This window comes from Paenibacillus sp. UNC451MF (assembly GCF_000686845.1).
Classification (GTDB): Bacteria; Bacillota; Bacilli; order Paenibacillales; family NBRC-103111; genus Paenibacillus_S.
The window spans coordinates 25,782-43,330 of record NZ_JMLS01000001.1; the positions used below are offsets into that span (position 1 = coordinate 25,782).

18 protein-coding genes are annotated in these 17,549 nt (G+C 47.8%); all 18 read left to right on the top strand.

Annotated features, from left to right (window positions below):
* Nucleotides 1-73 precede the first annotated feature (73 nt).
* The 18 genes from BP97_RS0100110 (at nt 74) to BP97_RS0100195 (ending at nt 17,472) form a co-directional block, all read left to right on the top strand.
* Entirely contained in the window at nt 74-1,165 is a 1,092-nt protein-coding gene (locus BP97_RS0100110) for a hypothetical protein (RefSeq protein ID WP_156043099.1), read from the top strand.
* 24 nt (nt 1,166-1,189) lie between these two features.
* Complete coding sequence (locus BP97_RS34680) at nt 1,190-1,753, top strand: HupE/UreJ family protein (protein WP_051620241.1); 564 nt, start codon at nt 1,190-1,192, stop codon at nt 1,751-1,753.
* A gap of 218 nt (nt 1,754-1,971) precedes the next feature.
* Nucleotides 1,972-2,748, top strand: a complete 777-nt coding sequence (locus BP97_RS0100120) for a GntR family transcriptional regulator (protein ID WP_028547292.1) — start codon at nt 1,972-1,974, stop codon at nt 2,746-2,748.
* 57 nt (nt 2,749-2,805) lie between these two features.
* Nucleotides 2,806-4,425, top strand: a complete 1,620-nt coding sequence (locus BP97_RS34685; protein ID WP_036745288.1) for an arylsulfatase — start codon at nt 2,806-2,808, stop codon at nt 4,423-4,425.
* A gap of 171 nt (nt 4,426-4,596) precedes the next feature.
* Complete coding sequence (locus BP97_RS34690) at nt 4,597-5,937, top strand: MFS transporter (RefSeq protein ID WP_051620242.1); 1,341 nt, start codon at nt 4,597-4,599, stop codon at nt 5,935-5,937.
* 93 nt (nt 5,938-6,030) lie between these two features.
* The gene (locus BP97_RS0100135) at nt 6,031-6,546 is read left to right on the top strand and encodes a hypothetical protein (RefSeq protein WP_028547293.1); all 516 of its coding nucleotides are present in this window, start codon (nt 6,031-6,033) and stop codon (nt 6,544-6,546) included.
* 216 nt (nt 6,547-6,762) lie between these two features.
* Nucleotides 6,763-7,020 (top strand): HPr family phosphocarrier protein, encoded by a 258-nt coding sequence (locus BP97_RS0100140; protein WP_036745290.1) that lies wholly within the window; start codon nt 6,763-6,765, stop codon nt 7,018-7,020.
* Nucleotides 7,021-7,067: 47 nt separating this feature from the next.
* A complete protein-coding gene (gene ptsP / locus BP97_RS0100145; protein WP_028547295.1) occupies nt 7,068-8,807 on the top strand; it encodes a phosphoenolpyruvate--protein phosphotransferase in 1,740 nt (579 codons plus the stop codon).
* Nucleotides 8,808-8,849: 42 nt separating this feature from the next.
* Complete coding sequence (locus BP97_RS0100150; protein WP_231506178.1) at nt 8,850-10,781, top strand: BglG family transcription antiterminator; 1,932 nt, start codon at nt 8,850-8,852, stop codon at nt 10,779-10,781.
* Between the two features lie 2 nt (nt 10,782-10,783).
* Nucleotides 10,784-11,917, top strand: coding sequence for an amidohydrolase/deacetylase family metallohydrolase (locus tag BP97_RS0100155; RefSeq protein ID WP_028547297.1), 1,134 nt, complete (start codon nt 10,784-10,786; stop codon nt 11,915-11,917).
* A complete protein-coding gene (locus BP97_RS0100160) occupies nt 11,908-12,279 on the top strand; it encodes a PRD domain-containing protein (protein ID WP_028547298.1) in 372 nt (123 codons plus the stop codon). The genes BP97_RS0100155 and BP97_RS0100160 overlap by 10 nt, the downstream gene beginning before the upstream one ends.
* A gap of 5 nt (nt 12,280-12,284) precedes the next feature.
* Nucleotides 12,285-12,650, top strand: a complete 366-nt coding sequence (locus tag BP97_RS0100165) for an SFCGS family glycine-rich protein (RefSeq protein ID WP_028547299.1) — start codon at nt 12,285-12,287, stop codon at nt 12,648-12,650.
* A 5-nt stretch (nt 12,651-12,655) separates the two neighbouring features.
* On the top strand, nt 12,656-12,994 hold the full coding sequence (locus tag BP97_RS0100170; RefSeq protein ID WP_028547300.1) for a DUF4312 family protein: 339 nt from the start codon (nt 12,656-12,658) through the stop codon (nt 12,992-12,994).
* A gap of 51 nt (nt 12,995-13,045) precedes the next feature.
* Nucleotides 13,046-13,834: a DUF4311 domain-containing protein gene (locus BP97_RS0100175; RefSeq protein WP_028547301.1), complete on the top strand. Its 789-nt coding sequence runs from the start codon at nt 13,046-13,048 to the stop codon at nt 13,832-13,834.
* A gap of 1 nt (nt 13,835) precedes the next feature.
* Nucleotides 13,836-14,492 carry a DUF4310 family protein gene (locus BP97_RS0100180; protein ID WP_028547302.1) on the top strand — a complete coding sequence of 219 codons (657 nt, stop codon included), beginning with the start codon at nt 13,836-13,838 and terminating at the stop codon, nt 14,490-14,492.
* Nucleotides 14,493-14,515: 23 nt separating this feature from the next.
* Nucleotides 14,516-15,616 (top strand): DgaE family pyridoxal phosphate-dependent ammonia lyase, encoded by a 1,101-nt coding sequence (locus BP97_RS0100185; protein ID WP_028547303.1) that lies wholly within the window; start codon nt 14,516-14,518, stop codon nt 15,614-15,616.
* Nucleotides 15,617-15,659: 43 nt separating this feature from the next.
* Nucleotides 15,660-16,376, top strand: coding sequence for a KDGP aldolase (locus BP97_RS0100190; protein WP_028547304.1), 717 nt, complete (start codon nt 15,660-15,662; stop codon nt 16,374-16,376).
* A gap of 181 nt (nt 16,377-16,557) precedes the next feature.
* Nucleotides 16,558-17,472, top strand: a complete 915-nt coding sequence (locus BP97_RS0100195) for an ABC transporter substrate-binding protein (protein ID WP_028547305.1) — start codon at nt 16,558-16,560, stop codon at nt 17,470-17,472.
* The last annotated feature ends 77 nt before the right edge of the window (nt 17,473-17,549 follow it).

Consider the following 17,549-nt stretch of genomic DNA (forward strand, 5'->3'; position numbering starts at 1 on the left):
GCATGGATGTAGCGCCGTTTGCTGTTTGCAAATAACTTTACGCTATCGTTGGTTAAGAAAGGTTGGTAGTCAGGTGAGCCGTTGCTTCATCTTAGGTTTCATTGGATGTGTACTGTTGGCCTTTTTGTCCTATTCACCAGTTCAGGCGCACAACTATAATAACGGCTACTCGTATCTCACCATGAAAGACAATACGGTGGAATATGAGCTGCTCCTGCCGTTTCCGATCATGCTGAAGTATGACGTGAATGGGGATGAGTTGCTGGATGACGGAGAGCTCGCAGCGCATAAAAACGATATTACTGAATATGTAAAGACACATCTTGAGCTGTTCAACAATGAGCAGCGAATGGATGCCGATGTGTTAAGCCTTCAGACGGCGGTTCAGAAACAGACGGAGGATACCGTTGTCCGTATGATTCTTGTGTTCGTTTCCCCGATGCCGATGGGCAATTTGTCGATACTATATGATTTGTTTATCCATGATATAGATGACGGTCATCAGAATTACATTCAGTTATATAAGGATGGGCACGAGCTTGTCGGACACTGGATTGTGGAAAAGGATTCTGGAGCTATCCGATACTTGCCGGACGGTAACTTTCAATTTCATTCAGCGCTACTAGGATCCTACGTAGCGTTCGGGGCGCAGCATACGATTCGCAGTATGTTCGCATGGCTTATTTTGTTATGCGTCGTGTTCCCTATAAGATCGATGAAAGAATCGTTTATTTCACTATCCATCGCTTCCCTGTACAGCTTGATCGGACTTACTGCTGCGGATAAGCTGTCCTCGAGGCTTCCTGTCGAATGGCTTCATTACGGTGTACTGATTGCACTTGGTGGGGTGATTATGTACCGGCTTATGAAGGATTTAGCGGGGAAAGTAAGGCTAACTTCTGCACTGTTCGGATTGGCTTGGGGCACCGGTTCCCTTTCGTTGCTCGGGCAGCTTCAGCTGAATCATCAGTTCAAAATGGTTTCTCTGCTTCTATACGCATCCGGTGGCTGGCTCGCATGGCTTGGGATCCTGTATGTTTTGCATATCGGTGTCATGCAGCTCCCTACATGGATAGGAACCCGCTGGAGCAGCGAAATGGGAATGAGAATGCTGTACAAGCCGATGCTTATTCTGGTGTTCGTAACAGCTTGGCTGGTCCAATAATTTTGGAAAGAGAGGGCAAGGCATATGGATATCATGACTGTCGTTTTCATGTACATTAATCTGGGGCTGGAGCACATTTTGACCGGGTATGATCATTTGCTCTTTTTATTAGCTTTAATTATTGCTGCGGAACGCTTTACCGTCATTCTGAAAATTATTACCGCATTCACCATCGCCCACAGCATCACCCTTTGCTTGGCTGCATTAGGTCTTGTGCCGGTGTATCCCAAATGGATCGAAGCGGGCATCGCCCTCACGATATGCTATGTCGCCATTGAAAATTTTTTCGTCAAATCGTTTCGTTGGCGCTGGGTGCTTACCTTCCTGTTCGGACTGATTCACGGTCTCGGATTTGCCAGTGCGATAAGTGAAATTGGATTTCACCAAAGCTATTTGGTCACATCGCTTATTTCATTTAACGTAGGAATAGAGCTTGGACAGCTGGGAATTGTCGCTATCCTGCTGCCACTGTTTGCGCAGCTGAGGCGGCAAGGCTCCGTTTATTCGTGGTTTTTCCGAGGTGCGTCGGCTTGTATTTTTGCTATTGGACTGTTTTGGCTCGCTCAGCGTTTGGGATGGATAGTGTAAATGTTTCACATTTATCGAGCAGATGAGTGCCGTATCGGGTAACCCGATAACGGCTTTTTTATCGTTGTGCAGCCACTTGGCAAAAAACGAATCATTCATGTTTGAAAAAAAAAGTTGAAATGTACTATCATTTGTTATAACATTAGTACAAATGATAGTACAATATAATGAATGTTATAACAATTGATGATGAACTTCTGGAAAGGTGCAAAAAAACGATGAGTGAAAAAACGACTCAACCGCAGCGCTCCGTTAACTTTGATAACGGTATCCCGCTGAACATGCAAATTCGGGAAATCCTGCGCCAAGAGGTTTTAAAGCAGGAGATTGTGGATGAGAACGGTAAAATGCCGACAGAGCTGGAGCTGGTAAAGCGTTTCGGAGTCAGCCGGATTACCGTTCGCAACGCGCTGCAAACGCTGGTGGATGAAGGCCTGCTAGTTAGAGAAAGGGGCCGCGGCACTTTCTTGAAAACCAATCAGCCCGAGAATTGGGTCGGTCAGCTGATGGGCTTCACAGAGACCATCAAGGAAGCCGGCTTTACACCGGGAGCGCAAATTTTAGCCAAAGGAGTGACTAACAAGTTTCCAAGTAAGGTAAAAAGCGCATTGAATGTTCAAGTCGTATGGGAGCTGAAGCGTATCCGTTATGCAGATGATAAACCGATAGCGATTGAATGGGCTTTCTTCCCCCCCGAGATCGGCCTTGAGCTGGAAAAACAAGATTTAACGACGATTGCCATGTATAAATGCTTGGAGGAAGAGCTGTCAATTCCGCTTAAGGAAGCTAAACAAATGATTAGTGCGGTTAATGCAAGTGAGGAAGAGGCTCTGCAGCTTGGAATCGAAGATAATGAGGCGTTGCTCTATATGGAGCGTGTTACTTACTCCGATGATCAGAAGCCGATCGAGTTTCTAAAAGCAGTCTACTGCCCGGAATACTTCAGCTATATGATCCAGCTAACACGTAAGCATCCGCATATTGGCTTTCAATGAGTTTTGTCAGTGAGTTTTTGAGCAGGCATACTAATTCCGTGAGGGGAGAGGCTACTTATGAACCTGAAACCGAATGTAATTTTAATTTTGAACGACGACATGGGGTACTCGGATATCGGCTGCTATGGAGGCGAAGTGGAAACTCCGAATTTAAACAGGCTTGCGAACAACGGAATTCGACTCACTCAATTTTACAATACGGCGAGATGCAGTCCCTCACGCGCCTCACTTCTTACCGGCTTGCATCCTCATCAGACAGGTATTGGCATCCTGACCTACGACAACGGACCGGAAGGCTATCCGGGGGATCTGAATCATGATTGCGTAACGATCCCTGAGGTATTAAAAGAAAACGATTACAAAACCTACATGAGTGGAAAATGGCATATTGCCAAAAGCTTGCGGGAGCCATCAGACAATTGGCCAATGCAGCGGGGCTTCGATCAATTTTTTGGAACGATTATTGGGGCGGGAAGCTTTTATGACCCGAATACGCTGACGCGGGGGAACGAGAACATTGAGCACGAAGCAGCTCAGGACGACGAATTTTTCTATACGGATGCCATTAGTGATCAAGCGGCAGCCTATATACGAGAACATACGGAGAACTATCCCGAGCAGCCGTTTTTCCAATATGTTGCCTATACTGCGCCACATTGGCCGCTCCATGCTCATGACGAAGATATTGCGAAATACAAAGGTCGTTTCGACATGGGCTGGGATCAGTTGCGGGAAGAGCGTCTTCAGCGTTTGATTGATATGAAGATTCTCGATGCCTGTTGGAAGCTCACGGAGCGGGATTCCGGGGAGCCGGAGTGGGACAATGCGGAACATAAGGAATGGCTGCTACGTTGTATGGAGGTGTATGCGGCACAGATTGATCGAATGGATCAAGGCATCGGACGGATCGTTCAAGCCTTGGAAGAAACCGGCCAGATGGACAATACGGTCATTATTTTTTTATCGGATAATGGAGCCTGCGCAGAGGACATTCCGCCTAACGTAAGGGGAGAGGATTTGGCTAATGAATTGCTTATTGCCAAGCTGAAAACCCGAAAAGGCGAAGATGTCGTATTCGGGAATCATCCGCATATTATGCCCGGTCCTGAGAATACATACCAAAGCTATGGTAAAGCATGGGCGAATCTGTCCAATGCCCCGTTCCGTCTGTATAAGCACTGGGTGCATGAAGGAGGAATCGCAACTCCGTTTATTATTCACTGGCCAAAGGGTATTCAAGAGAAAGGGGCGATCCGGCACACCCCCGCTCAGCTGCCTGACGTGATGGCAACGATACTCGATATTACAGGAGCGCATTACCCGAATAGCTATAAAGGAAACGATATTTTGCCTTTGGAAGGACAAAGCATGGTGCCCATTTTCACCGAGGATAAGTGGGACCGGAAGCCTTTATTCTTCGAGCACGAGGGGAACGCCTGCATTAGAGAAGGGAAATGGAAGCTGGTCTGTAACTACCCTGAGCCATGGGAACTGTTCGACATGGAGGAAGATCGTACGGAAATGCATAATTTGGCAGCCCGGCACCCGGAGCTTGTAAAGGAAATGAGCAGGAAATACGAGGAGTGGGCGGAGCGGAGCAGAGTCGTGCCGCGGGATAAAATATTGGAGCTTATGAAGCAAAATAGATCAGTTGCATTCTGGGAAGAGGATATGTAAAAAGCAAGTATGGAGATGTAACAACTGTTGCGATAGGAGGAGCGATAAAAAGGACAAGAAAAACCTCTTTTATGCTCCTCTCTCTTGAAATGAATAAAAAAAGGACGAAATGAAAGCGATTGCATATAAGCGGTTTGTGCAATAAAACTAATCCGTTATGGAGGTTGCGACATGAGTCAAGTATCTATGAAAAGGGTTGCCGGTGCCAGCTTTATCGGTGCGCTGGTGGAATGGTATGACTTTTTCCTTTACGGAACTGCCTCTGCTTTAATTTTCAATAAGCTGTTTTTTCCGAACTTCGATCCTTTAATCGGAACCTTAGTGGCCTTTGCTACCTTCGGAGCAGGCTTTATAGCCCGACCTGTCGGAGGACTGATCTTCGGACATTACGGGGACAAAATCGGCCGCAAAGCGATTCTGATACTAACCCTGATTATGATGGGGGGATCGACCTTTTTGATCGGCCTTTTGCCGACGTATGATACCATTGGGATTTGGGCGCCCATTCTGTTGGTAGCACTGAGGATTTTTCAAGGAATAGGAATTGGCGGGGAATACGGGGGCGCATCCCTGATGACGATTGAGCATGCACCGAGAAATAAGAGAGGATTTTGGGGCGGCGTGGTTCAGGCGGCAACCTCGGGAGGGCTGCTGCTGGCCTCAGGGGTGTTCAGCTTAACGTCCTTGCTGCCGAATGAGCAATTTGTTTCGTGGGGCTGGAGGATACCGTTTCTCGTGAGCATCATCCTGCTTGGAGTCGGTACCTTCATACGGGTTAAAATAACAGAAACCCCCGCGTTTCAAGAAGTGAAGGAGCAGAATCATGTCGCGAAGTTCCCGATTGTGGAATTGTTCCGCTGCTATCCCAAAAATGTATTGCTGACGCTCGGTGCCCGTGTCGCTGAATCGATATCCGCCAACGTGACTAACGCCTTTGCCATCACTTATGTTACGACCAAGCTCGGTTTGCCGAGACAGGAAGCTTTGAACGGAATCCTCCTTGCCGCATGTGTAGCCATCATTATCAGTCCTTTATTCGGGGGCTTGTCTGATCGAATCGGCAGGCGTCCGGTTTACTTAGGCGGCGCTATATTCCTCGCTTTGTTTTCCTTTCCTTATTTCTTTATGCTGAATACGAAGACAACTTCCATTGTTTGGCTGGCATTGATTATGGGCTACGCCTTTGGCTCCACTCTGATGTTAAGTGTGCAGTCGGCTTATTTTACAGAAATGTTCGGTGTTCGGGTGAGGTACAGCGCCCTCTCCATTGTGTACCAGGTATCGTCTATTCTGGGCGGCTTTACTCCGTTGATCGCAACCTATCTGCTCAACCTGAACGGCGGTAATCCATGGTACGTAGCGATCTTCATGCTTATTTCCGCTATCATTACCATCCTATCCATTCTGTTATCCAAAGAAACGTTCCAAAAAGATATAGCGGAGCGTGAGCTTGAAGATGTAAGGAACGACCGTTCTGCGAGCAAGCCGGGGAGGACGATCCATACGGGCTAACCACCGAGCTCATCCCGTACACCCTTCGGAAGCAGTTTAGGCAGAAGGTGCATATAGTAAAGATATCCATAGGCAAAGGTGGAATCGGGTACGATGGCATTGAATAAACCTTACGCTGCTTCATTCGATAAGCTGTACGGACAGTTGCTTCAATTGAGCGAGAGCAGCCAGCGCATTCAGGACACCATGTTTCAGATGACGAAAAAAGGGGAGCGGCTGCTTCCTCAAGCGTGGAACGGGTTCCATCATTTCTTCATTAAGGGGCTGTACTTTCATTATCGCTGCCAAGGCTTTGTAGAATGCTTCTTGGCGACGGATAACTACTCTTTGAAAGCAATCAGGATCTGGGCGCATCAGCTGGTGTACCCGGCCAACGACAGTTTCAAGCAAGCGATGCTGTATTTGGATAAAGCCAGATATGTACCTAGTTTTGCAGCCCTTCCGGAATTCGCCGAACTGGAGCGGCAGCTGAAGACATTCTGGGTAATAGAGGGCCAGATCATGATGCAAACCAATGAGTTACTTGGAGGAGGACAGATGTCGGCCTCTGCACCTGCATCAGAGCCAGTGGAGTCCTCAGAAGAAGCTGTTTCGCAGACAGCTCTGTGAATGCTTGCGCCCGTAATAGGAAAGGATAAACCGACCTCCGTCCAGGGAGTGTCGGTTTATTTGTCTATTCATTCAATATGCATCCCAAACGATGGTGCAAGATGTTGAATCTTTGCAAAGATGCAGTGTTAAGTTATTGTTAAAATGCAGATTCATCTTACTGCTATATTGTAAGCTATCATATACCAATAAGATTCTATTATCGGAGGAAAGATAATGCAGAAGGAATTTACAATTGCGAATCCGTTAGGAATCCATTCACGACCTGCTGGGGATGTTATGAAAAAAGCGAAATCATTTCCTTGTGATGTATTCATCACTAAAGTGGGGAAGCGAGTTAACGCTAAAAGTATTGTCGGAGTATTAGCATTGGAAATGCGCTGTGGAGATAAAGTTATTGTGGAAACAAACGGAGAGAGAGAGCAGGAGGCTCTGGATGAAGTCGGGGCTATGCTCGAATCGGTCTTGGAATAGATAAGATGGAGCTAATATTGAAATAGGGATGAGGAGGTGGTGAGACCGTGCTGATGCAAGGGATTGCCGCTGCACCGGGGGTTGCCATGGGCCCGGCGTTTGTTCTGCAAGAGGGGCCTCAGGCAGTAAAAAGATACGAGATCGCGGAAGAGAAAGTGCAAGCTGAAGCAGAGCGATTGGAGTCCCATATCCAGCTTGCTATACTTCAATTGGAAGCGCTTATCGCGCAAACGCGAGCTACGGTTGGCCCCGAACAGGCTAAAATATTCGAATCACAAATATGGCTGCTTGAGGATGAAGAATTCACAGGCGCTGCGAAGGAAGCCATTCTCTCGAATCACATGAATGCGGAGGCGGCGATGGATGATGCGTCGAAGACGATCATTGGGATATTTGAAAGCATGGAGGATGAGCATCTAAAGGAACGCGCAGCAGACATTCGCGATATAACGAATCGGGTCATGCGTCTTCTTGAAGGGAAGAATGGAGAGATTCAAGCGAGTTTGGATGCGCCGGTTATTTTATTCGCTCATGATTTGACGCCTTCTGACACGGCTCAGTTGGACCGAAATCGAACCGCAGGTTTCGTTACGAATATCGGAGGAAGAACTTCGCACTCAGCTATAATGGCTCGCTCGATGGAAATACCCGCCGTAGTTGGACTCCGGGAAGGAACAAAGCAGGTTAAGACCGGAGATTTCGTCATTGTTGACGGAAGTCTGGGTAAGGTGTATGTCCATCCTGAGAAAACCATGATTGAGGAGTATAAGGAAAAGCAGGTCAGATTCGAAGCCCGACGGGCCGAATTGAAAAAATACGATGGACAGCCAAGCGTAACCGCTGATGGACAGCGGGTTGAGTTAGTAGCTAACATCGGCAATACACAGGATGCACTGGCAGCCAAGAATAGCGGCGCTGAAGGCATTGGCCTATATCGGACCGAATTTTTGTACATGGGAAGAAATCAGTTCCCGACGGAACAGGAGCAGTTCCAAGCTTACAAAGTCGTAGCCGAGATATTCGGAAAAGACCAGCCTGTTATTATCCGTACACTGGATATCGGCGGGGATAAAGAGCTTCCCTATCTGGATTTACCGAAGGAAGCCAATCCATTCCTCGGCTATCGCGCCATCCGCATGTGTCTTGAAGAAACGGAGCTGTTCAAAACTCAACTGCGAGCTATAGTAAAAGCCAGCGCTTATGGAAATGTTAAACTTATGTTTCCTATGATTGCTACCTTGCAGGAGCTGAGGCAGGCCAAGCAGCTGCTTGCCGAGGTGCAGAACGAGCTGGATCTGGAGAATATTGCGTTTAATCGGGATATGGAAGTCGGATTAATGATTGAAGTTCCGGGAGCGGCGCTTATTGCTGATCAATTAGCCAAGGAAGCGGATTTCTTCAGCATTGGTACCAATGACCTCGTCCAGTACGTGATGGCGGCAGATCGTATGAATGAACGTCTCGCTTATTTAACGGAACCGTTCCAGCCTGCGGTGCTGCGTATTATCAATCACGTCATTAAGGCTGCTCACCACGAAGGCAAGTGGGTCGGCATGTGCGGAGAAATGGCCGGCAATTTAACGGCAGTGCCGATTTTGCTCGGTATGGGACTAGATGAATTTAGCATGAGCGGAGGATCTGTTCTGGCGGCACGCGCTCTGCTCCATAAGCTGGATCGTACAGAGATGAAACAGCTAGCGGAAGATGTGCTTCAAATGACGTCGGCAGAACAAATTAAAAGCTATGTGGAGAGCAAAGTACCGGCTATAGCCGATTGGAGAGCATAAGGAACCGGCGGACTTGTTGAACATGTATTTTAGCAAACAGAGGTGAGTCCGATAGCACTTTCTACTCGTTCACGCATACTTCTCAAAAAAATGCTGCTTGACACAACGCCTTTGCGGGTCAAGGAGTTGGCTGACCAATTTAACGTAAGCGATAGAACGATCAAATATGATTTGGAAACGATCCGTGTGTGGCTGCAGGAACAAGACGTATTCATGCGCTCGAATCCGAGTAAAGGCATCTGGATCGAATGTGACGAATCGGAGCGAACCGAGCTCCTTGGCAAGCTGGAAACCTCCGGCAGCCATGTTTTTGTTAATCAGCATGAGCGAGCTCGAGGCATCATCCTCGATCTGCTGCTTAACGATAAGCATATGACCATAGGGGAAATGGTGAAGAAGAACGATGTGAGCCGCAATACCATTTTATCCGATTTGGCCATTGCTGAAGCTTTTTTCAAAGAAGGGCAGCTTCTGCTTGAACGCAGCCGATTCGGTATTCGATTGATCGGCACGGAAAAGCAGAGGCGTACTGTATTGGAGAATGTCATTCATGATTTGCTGGATGGGAACGACATGCTGCAAATCGTTCAAGGCGTGGCCCAGCAGCAAAAGCCGACACTTCATTTCAACAAGGTTTTGGAAAGGTTCCTGGAACCGGTTAAAGACCTGGATGCTTTGTTCGAAGCCTTATCCCGTATCGTGAGGGAGACGGAATCAGAGATAGGCTTGCTGCTGTCGGATAGAGTCATCATCGGTGTGTTCATCCGATTATGCATTGCTATTCAACGACATCGGCATCAAGGCGAATATGCGGAGGATGAAACCAGAATCCAAGAGAGTGCGTCCGAGCATAGCCTGAGCATTTTTTACGTATTCCGTAGAGTGCTTGAGATGCTAGCCAAGCGGGAGTCGATCTCGCTCACGGATGATGACGTATGGTTTATCAGCTTGCAGGCTATTGGCATGGCCGCCCCCTTTCCCTATGAGTTAAGCAAAGGGGAGAGCTTGCCGGATGTGTACACGATAACCCATGAAATGATTCGGCATGTTACAGATCAGATGCGGTTTCCTTTCCTGGAGGACCAGGAGCTGTTCAATAACCTGCTTGCCCACATGTCGGATAAATTGACGAAGCACAGCTATGGTGTAGTGGAGCCGAACCCGCTGCTGAAGGAAATCATGCATTCCTATCGAACGATGTTCGATTATGTGAAGAAGGCTTGCTCGGATGTATTAGGCCCGCTAGGAATCCAATTGACTGATCCGGATATCGCTTTTGTCGTTCTGCATTTCCAGACGGCTTATGAGCGCAAAGCTGAACAGCAGAAATGGAAGGCGCTTATAGTCTGCGGTACAGGCAGAGGCACCTCGAAATGGCTGATGACGATCATTGAAAATGAAATAAAGCACATTCAGTTTGTAGCCGCCTGCTCCGTCATGGATGTAGAGAAGGTATTGGAGCAAGTACAGGTGGACTTGGTCATTTCTATCTTACCGATCAAAGCGAATGTACCTGTCGTTGTCGTTCACTCTATCCCTGGCAAACGCGATTTTCAGGCGATACAAGCGCAGCTGAACCAGCTTGGCACTAGCAGGGTGCGTTCCGCTTCGAAGAGCGGAGGAGGGCTTCGCCGACCGGAAATGCTTGCTCATGATGTCGGACAGCTTGAGAATATGGTGCAGGACATTATATATACGGGCTACGATCTCAGCAGGGAAATCATAGCGCATTTCAAAGAATACTTGAGCGATGAACGAGCGGAAGGCTTGACGCTGCACCTCTTGTTCATGGTAAATAGGATTCATTTTGGCACTGCCTATATGCAATACGGGGAAACCCCGTTGCTCGGAAGTACCGCTTTGGCCTTGAAGAAGGAGCTGGAGCACCTATTACAAAGGAAAAATGTAAGCGCTACAGAAGGTGAGCTTCAGGCTATTCTTAGATATTTCGAACCTGTGGACAAAGGAGAATAGACATGCAAATCGACGTCCTAATTGAGAATGGAACTGTTGTCGACCCTGCTACCGGACATTCCGGCAGATACGATGTTGCCGTTACCGGAGATCGTATTGTCGGTGTTTGGAAGCCGGGGAGCGCAGGAGGCGATATTTGTCGACGGGTGAATGCGGAAGGCTGCCTTGTCACTCCAGGCTTGATCGATATTCACGCTCATATTTTCGAGGCTGTACCCCAAATGGGGGTAAGGCCGGATAACGTTGGGATAGATCAGGGAGTAACTACGGTTGCCGATGCAGGCAGCTCGGGAGAACAGAACTTTCATGAATTCGTGGAACGAAGCGTGATCAGCAACACTACGCAGGTTCTAGCGTGGTTGAACATCTCTAGCCCCGGATTGGTTGAGGGAAGAAGTGAATTGGCCGATTTGAACAGGCTGGTGGCTGAGTCCACATTAGCCCGCATTGCGGAATATTCGGACATCATTATTGGCATCAAGGCGCGAATGAGCGGCTCGGTTGTAAAAGAAAGCGGCATTTATCCGCTAGCCGTTGCCAAATCGGTAGCTCGCAGAGCGGAGCTTCCAGTCATGGTTCACATAGGGAATGCTCCTCCGAAGCTTCAGGAAGTGCTCGATCTGCTGGATGAAGGAGATGTCGTCACCCATGCGTTTCACGGGAAGCGGGGAGGCATTCTCGATGAGAATGGCCAGCTGATTCCGCAAGCTAGACGGGCGCTAGATCGCGGCGTTCGGTTCGACGTAGGACACGGCAGTTCAAGCTTCAGCTTCGCGACGATGAATCAAGCCCGTGAACTAGGCATTATGCCGTACTCGATCAGCACGGATTTGTATTTGGAAAATTGGCTTCGGGGTCCTGTTTACAGCTTGACTATGACGATGACCAAATTTTTGGCGTTAGGGTACTCCATTGAACAAATAATTGAATGGACTACAGCAGCCCCAGCGAGAATATTACGAAGATCGAATGAAATTGGGACGTTAAAGGAAGGAACCATCGCGGATATTTCGATCCTCAAGGTCGTAGATCAGCCGGTGGAGCTAGTTGATTCGGAGAACGAGAAACTGTCGTTCGACAAGCTGATTCAAGCACAATACACCATGAAATCTGGAGAATTATACCCATGCAAATGATGGAGACCATACTAAAAGAAATACCTGAGAAGACAACCGTAACGGAGGCCGAGCTGGACGAACTTCGTCCTTTACTGGCCTACATGGCAGCAAGCGCCCAGGAAGCGGGACTGAAACTGTCGCATGATAAAACGCTAGTTATCGGCATTCATCTACTGGCTTTTATGCGCAGAGTGAATAATAACGAATATTTGCCCGAGCTTGATGAGGGTATGTTTGAAGAAGTAAGTCCCGAGCTCGTGGAGTTGAGTCAGCGTGTGCTTCAAAGCCATGTAGAATCATCTGATCGCACACTTGACGCAGCGGAAATCTTTTATTTAACCGTACATTTTGAAGCGGCCAAATTTAATGAAGAGGGGTAAATGAAATGGAAAATAAAGTAAAAGTGGTTATCGGTGATCGTTTGGGTAAAGGACAAAATGTTGCAAAAGGTGTAGAGGCAGCCGGTGGTATCGCGATTGTCATTCCAGGTGTTGGTGCAGATATGAAGCTCGGAGATGTGATGCATAAAGAAAATGCGGATTTCGGTATCTCCTTCTGCGGCAGTGGTGGAGCCGGCGCAGTTACGGCGAACACGAAATACAAGTATCCAATGGAGTTTGGGCTTCGTTCCGTCGACGCGGGAGTAACGGCCATCAATGCTGGGAAAAAGGTTATCGGCTTTGGTTTTATGGATATCGAGGAGCTGGGAAGAAGGCTGACCGAAGCCTACATCAAAAAGAATAAGGGGTGAGGCTCATGTTCCAAGTAAAGGAGCAATCGATTATCGTTAGCGGAACGGCGGAAACGAAAACAGGCGCTTTTCAAAACGCACTATCCCAAATGAAAAAGAATATCGCCAAGGATATTCCCGATATTTTACTCCAGATCGAGCCTCAGGATGTAGAAGTTTTGTCCGCGACGGAGTCGACGTACAAAGAGAGGTTTCTGGGCTTGCTGTTTCCAAGAACGAGAACCCGTTACGACATTACGATCCGGGTGGATGTGAAAATACGGGCAGTGAAGCTATCCGAAGTCCATTTTGAGCAAAAAACGGAATCATTACCTCCTTTACAGCGCATTCTTCGCATGAGATGAATGTGATGAAATAATGCAAATTGTGTTGGAAACCAAGTTGGGAGGAACCAGATGAATACACTTACGATTGTATTCGAATCCATTATTATCGGTATATTGGTTGGATTCGGTGTGGGCGCCGGTGCGGCTCGGATGTTTCATGCACCAAATGTTCAAGGAATGGGGGCGTTCCGGACATTCGGAGAGCTCAATGCCTGTGAAGGCGATCCTGTTGCGCACTTTTCATTCGGTCTAGGCTTTTTGTTCAATGCATGGGCCTCCGTCGTAGGCGCAGGGGGATTGACGCAGGATGTCGATCACCGGATTATTCCCAACTGGGCTGCGGCGGTCCTGCTGGCGAAGAACAAGAATGTGGAAGAAACACTTCACGATCCTAAGAAAATGGCTATCGTCGGAGCGATTATCGGTGCCATTGTCGTAGCTGTACTGAATTCGACGGCGGCAGCGATTCCTGCCTCTTTGCAAGCTATCGCAACCAAGGTGCTCGTACCAGCGGCTAACTGGCTGATTAATCCGATCATGCCTATCGTGTTTTGGACGGCAGCGATGGATGCTGGTAAAAGAACAGGCGTATGGGCCACAGCTTTAGGTGGTTTGGCGCATTTGGTTATGGGCAATGCCGTTCCAGGACTTGTGCTTGGCATTCTAATCGGCAAAGGCGTCGATGATAGCGGATGGAACCGCATTACCAAAACGCTCGTTGTTGCTGTTGTGCTCTTATATATTTTTAGCGGTTTTTTCCGCGCCTTTGACGTTGCGCTATTGCACAGCTTGAATGTTCAAGTCATTCCACAATGGCTGATTGATCTTCACGCATTTTTTGGATCGGTGGTGAAGTAAGATGGAAAATGTAGAACAAGTTAAAAAAGGTTTTTGGTATTCGGAATGGGCATTTACGCTATTTGTAGCTTGCTTGTCCGCGGGAATTTTCTCCGGTACGCATTTGTATTACGTGTATCATGTCGGGGCTTTCAACGATATTGCAATTATCGCGCTGCTAGAAGCGGGGATTAAAGGCGGAAGCTTCGGGGCTGCCGCTGCATTCGGAGCGAGCTTCTTGTTCGCCCGTATCCTAGAAGGGCCGTTGGTTGGTATATTGGACATCGGCGGTTCACTGCAAACGGGTCTTGGTGTTGGTGTACCGGCTTTAATGCTTGGAGCGGGAATTACGGCTCCGCTAACCTCGTTCCCGCTTTCGCTGCTGACAGGCGCGGTGCTAGGGTTTCTAGTCGGTTTCGTCATCATTATGATCCGCAAATTTACGATCAATGCTTCGAATTCAACCTTCGGCGCTGATGTCATGATGGGAGCCGGTAATGCAGCTGGACGGTATTTGGGACCGCTCATCGTCATTTCTGCGGTTATGGCTTCGATCCCTGTAGGAATTGGAGCTACGGTCGGCGCTGCGATCTTCTACTATTTCAAAAAGCCGATTGCGGGCGGAGCCATTATTGGAGCCATGATTCTAGGAGCCTTCTTCCCGATTATTACAAAATAAACAGTTCAGCTAAGGAGTAAACCATGAGTATATTCGAACAATACGGCTGCAGAAAAGTCATCAATGCAAGCGGCAAAATGACCGCTCTCGGGGCAAGCGCTGTCGCACCGGTTGTTGGTGACGCACTAAGCGCTGCCGCTAAAGACTATGTGGATGTTTCTGAGTTGTTGGTTGCTGCTGGTAAAGTTATTGCATCGGTAACCGGTGCTGAAGACGGCTGCCCGACGACGGGAGCTGCCGCTGGAACGGCCATTGCCGTCGCTTCGGTAATCGCCGGAACGAAGCTGTCTTTGATTGAGAGCATTCCGCATACGACTGGAGTGCCTAATGAAATTATTATCCAGAAGGGCCATGCGGTTCACTTTGGAGCTTCCATAACACAAATGATTTCTATCGGCGGTGGAAAAGTCGTTGAAGTCGGGCAAGCGAACCATGTGGAGAAGGCGCATATTGCCGAAGCCGTGAACGAGAAAACGGCTGCCTTATTTTACGTCAAGTCCCATCATGCGGTACAAAAAGGGATGCAGTCCATCGAGACGATGATATCGATTGCCAAGGAAAAAGGGATTCCGCTTATTATCGACGCAGCGGCTGAAGAGGATTTGCGTAAGTATATTGCGATGGGCGCAGATCTGGTCGTCTACAGCGGAGGTAAAGCAATTGAAGGGCCTACATCCGGCATGATTTGCGGTCGCGCATCGTTAATTGAGGCTTGCCGGGCCCAGTATCACGGAGTCGGAAGACCGATGAAAATCGGTAAGGAAGGCATCATTGGCTTCTTGACAGCTTTACAGCGGTACGATGACAAGCCAGATGAGTCCCAGCAGCAGCTCGAACGAATGAAATGGCTGATCGAGCAGCTCAAGGATACGCCTGGAGTTAACGGTACCATACTTCAGGATGAAGCCGGCCGTGCTATCTATCGCGCTCAGCTAGCCATTGATTCCAAGATTACAGGGAAAACCGCTTACGATGTCATTAAAGAGCTGGAAGCAGGCAACCCTGCGGTATACACGCGCAATCATTATGCTAATCTCGGCTTGATCAATATCGATCCGCGGCCACTATTGGAGGGTCAGGAAGAAATCATTGTCGCAAGAATTAAAGAAGTTTTGGCGAAATAAGGTAACCAAGAGATAACAGGATATATGAAGGAGAGGACTTGCTGTGAGTAATCCAAGAATTCAATTAAACGTGCTGGCAAAAAATGCAGACAATGCCAAGCAAATCGTAGAAGCGGCACAAGGCAATGTGTATGTAGGTTTGATGGTTAAAAACTACACTTCCGTAGATGCGGCGGTTGCAACCGTTCATGAATTTCAACAAGCGGGCGTTCCGGTTTCCGTAGGCTTAGGGGCAGGGGATCCTGCCATGTGGAAAAAGGTTGCAGATGTAGCGGTCCAAACGAAGCCGGCCCATGTTAACCAAGTGTTCCCGGCTGCGGGTTACACCTTGGGAGCCCTGCAAAGCGTAGGCAGCTCGCATTCCATTGTTAATGCACTGATCACGCCAAGCGGCACACCGGGTCAAGTCATCATTACGACCGGACCGCAAAGCGAAGCGTTGAAAGAGACGGTGTCCTGCGACGCCGCGGCGGCTATGCTCGCTGAGATTGGCATCCACTCCGTTAAGTTTTATCCCATCGGAGGTACGGATCATTTGGATGAGGTGGGAGCAATGGTCAAGGCTGCGGTTAAGCATCAGATCAAAATTTTCGAGCCGACTGGCGGTATTGACATCCATACGATCGGTAAAATTATCGAAGTATGCGCCGAAAATGGAGCGGAGCAAATTATCCCTCATGTGTACACCTCGATTATCGATAAAGCTACTGGATTGACACGTATTGAAGATGTTAAGGAATTGGCTCGTTTTTGTAAGTAAGACAACAGCATTATTGGGAAAAAGGAATTAGCGGTGGTTAACCGTTAGTTCCTTTTTTATTTTGTTATGACAAAAAAACTAAATTTTATCTCGTATTGTATCGATTTTTATGAAGAAAATATATTTCTTATGACCTATAATACAAAAATAACCATTTTATCAAAAGACAGGGGGAATATTTGTGAAACGCAATATTTATGTAACAGCGCTTACAGTCTCTTTATTGACCGGAATAACGGCAGGTTGCAGCGGTGGATCAGCCCCGAGCTCGGAAGGCAAGGCAGCGGAAAAGGTAGATTTCAATGTACCTCTCGAATTTACCCTAACCTCCAGCGGAGCGACCTCACCTGAAAATTTTGACTTGGCCGTTACGCAGTTTCTGCAAAAGAAGTTTCCGAACTGGAAGTTCCACTATATTCAGCGTACTCAAGGAACGACAGCTCAGGAGCTGGTTACAGCTGGGACGGCTATCGACATTGTGCTAGAAGCACATACAGGAATTATTGACGGTGTTATTAACCCGGGAATTCAATATGACATCAGTGACCTGATTAAGAAAAACAACATCGATTTGAATAGGTTTGAGCCGGTTACTATTGATGCGATGAAAACGATGGCGAACGGACAGATATGGGGTCTTCCAGTCAGCATGATGTCGGTCGTCACCTTTTACAACAAAGATATATTTGATAAATTCGGAGTACCCTATCCGAAGGATGGCATGACTTGGGATGAGTTAACTGAGCTGTCCAAAAAACTGAACAAAGCGGAGGACGGTACGCAATATTTGGGACTGGTCGGGAACACAGGGCATATGCTCCTGATGAACAATTTCTCACTTCCTTATGTGGATGCTCAAACATCTAAGTCTACCTTTAACAATGATAAGTGGAGAACGATTATGGAGACGGTATTTAAAGGAGAATCGCAGGATTCCGGGTTCAAGAAATACCTGGTCGACAACAAAAACAAGATGCCGGGTAAAGACGAGTTTATTAAAAAGAAAAATCTTGCTATGTACGTGTACTTTTCGGAGCTTGCGACTGATTCTAATATGCAGGGTATGAACTTCGACATGGTTTCTGCGGACGTATAAGGAGCTGCCAAATGTAGGCTTCCAGCCGATTCCTACGTATGCCATACTAGCCTCAACAAGCAAGCATAAGGAAGAAG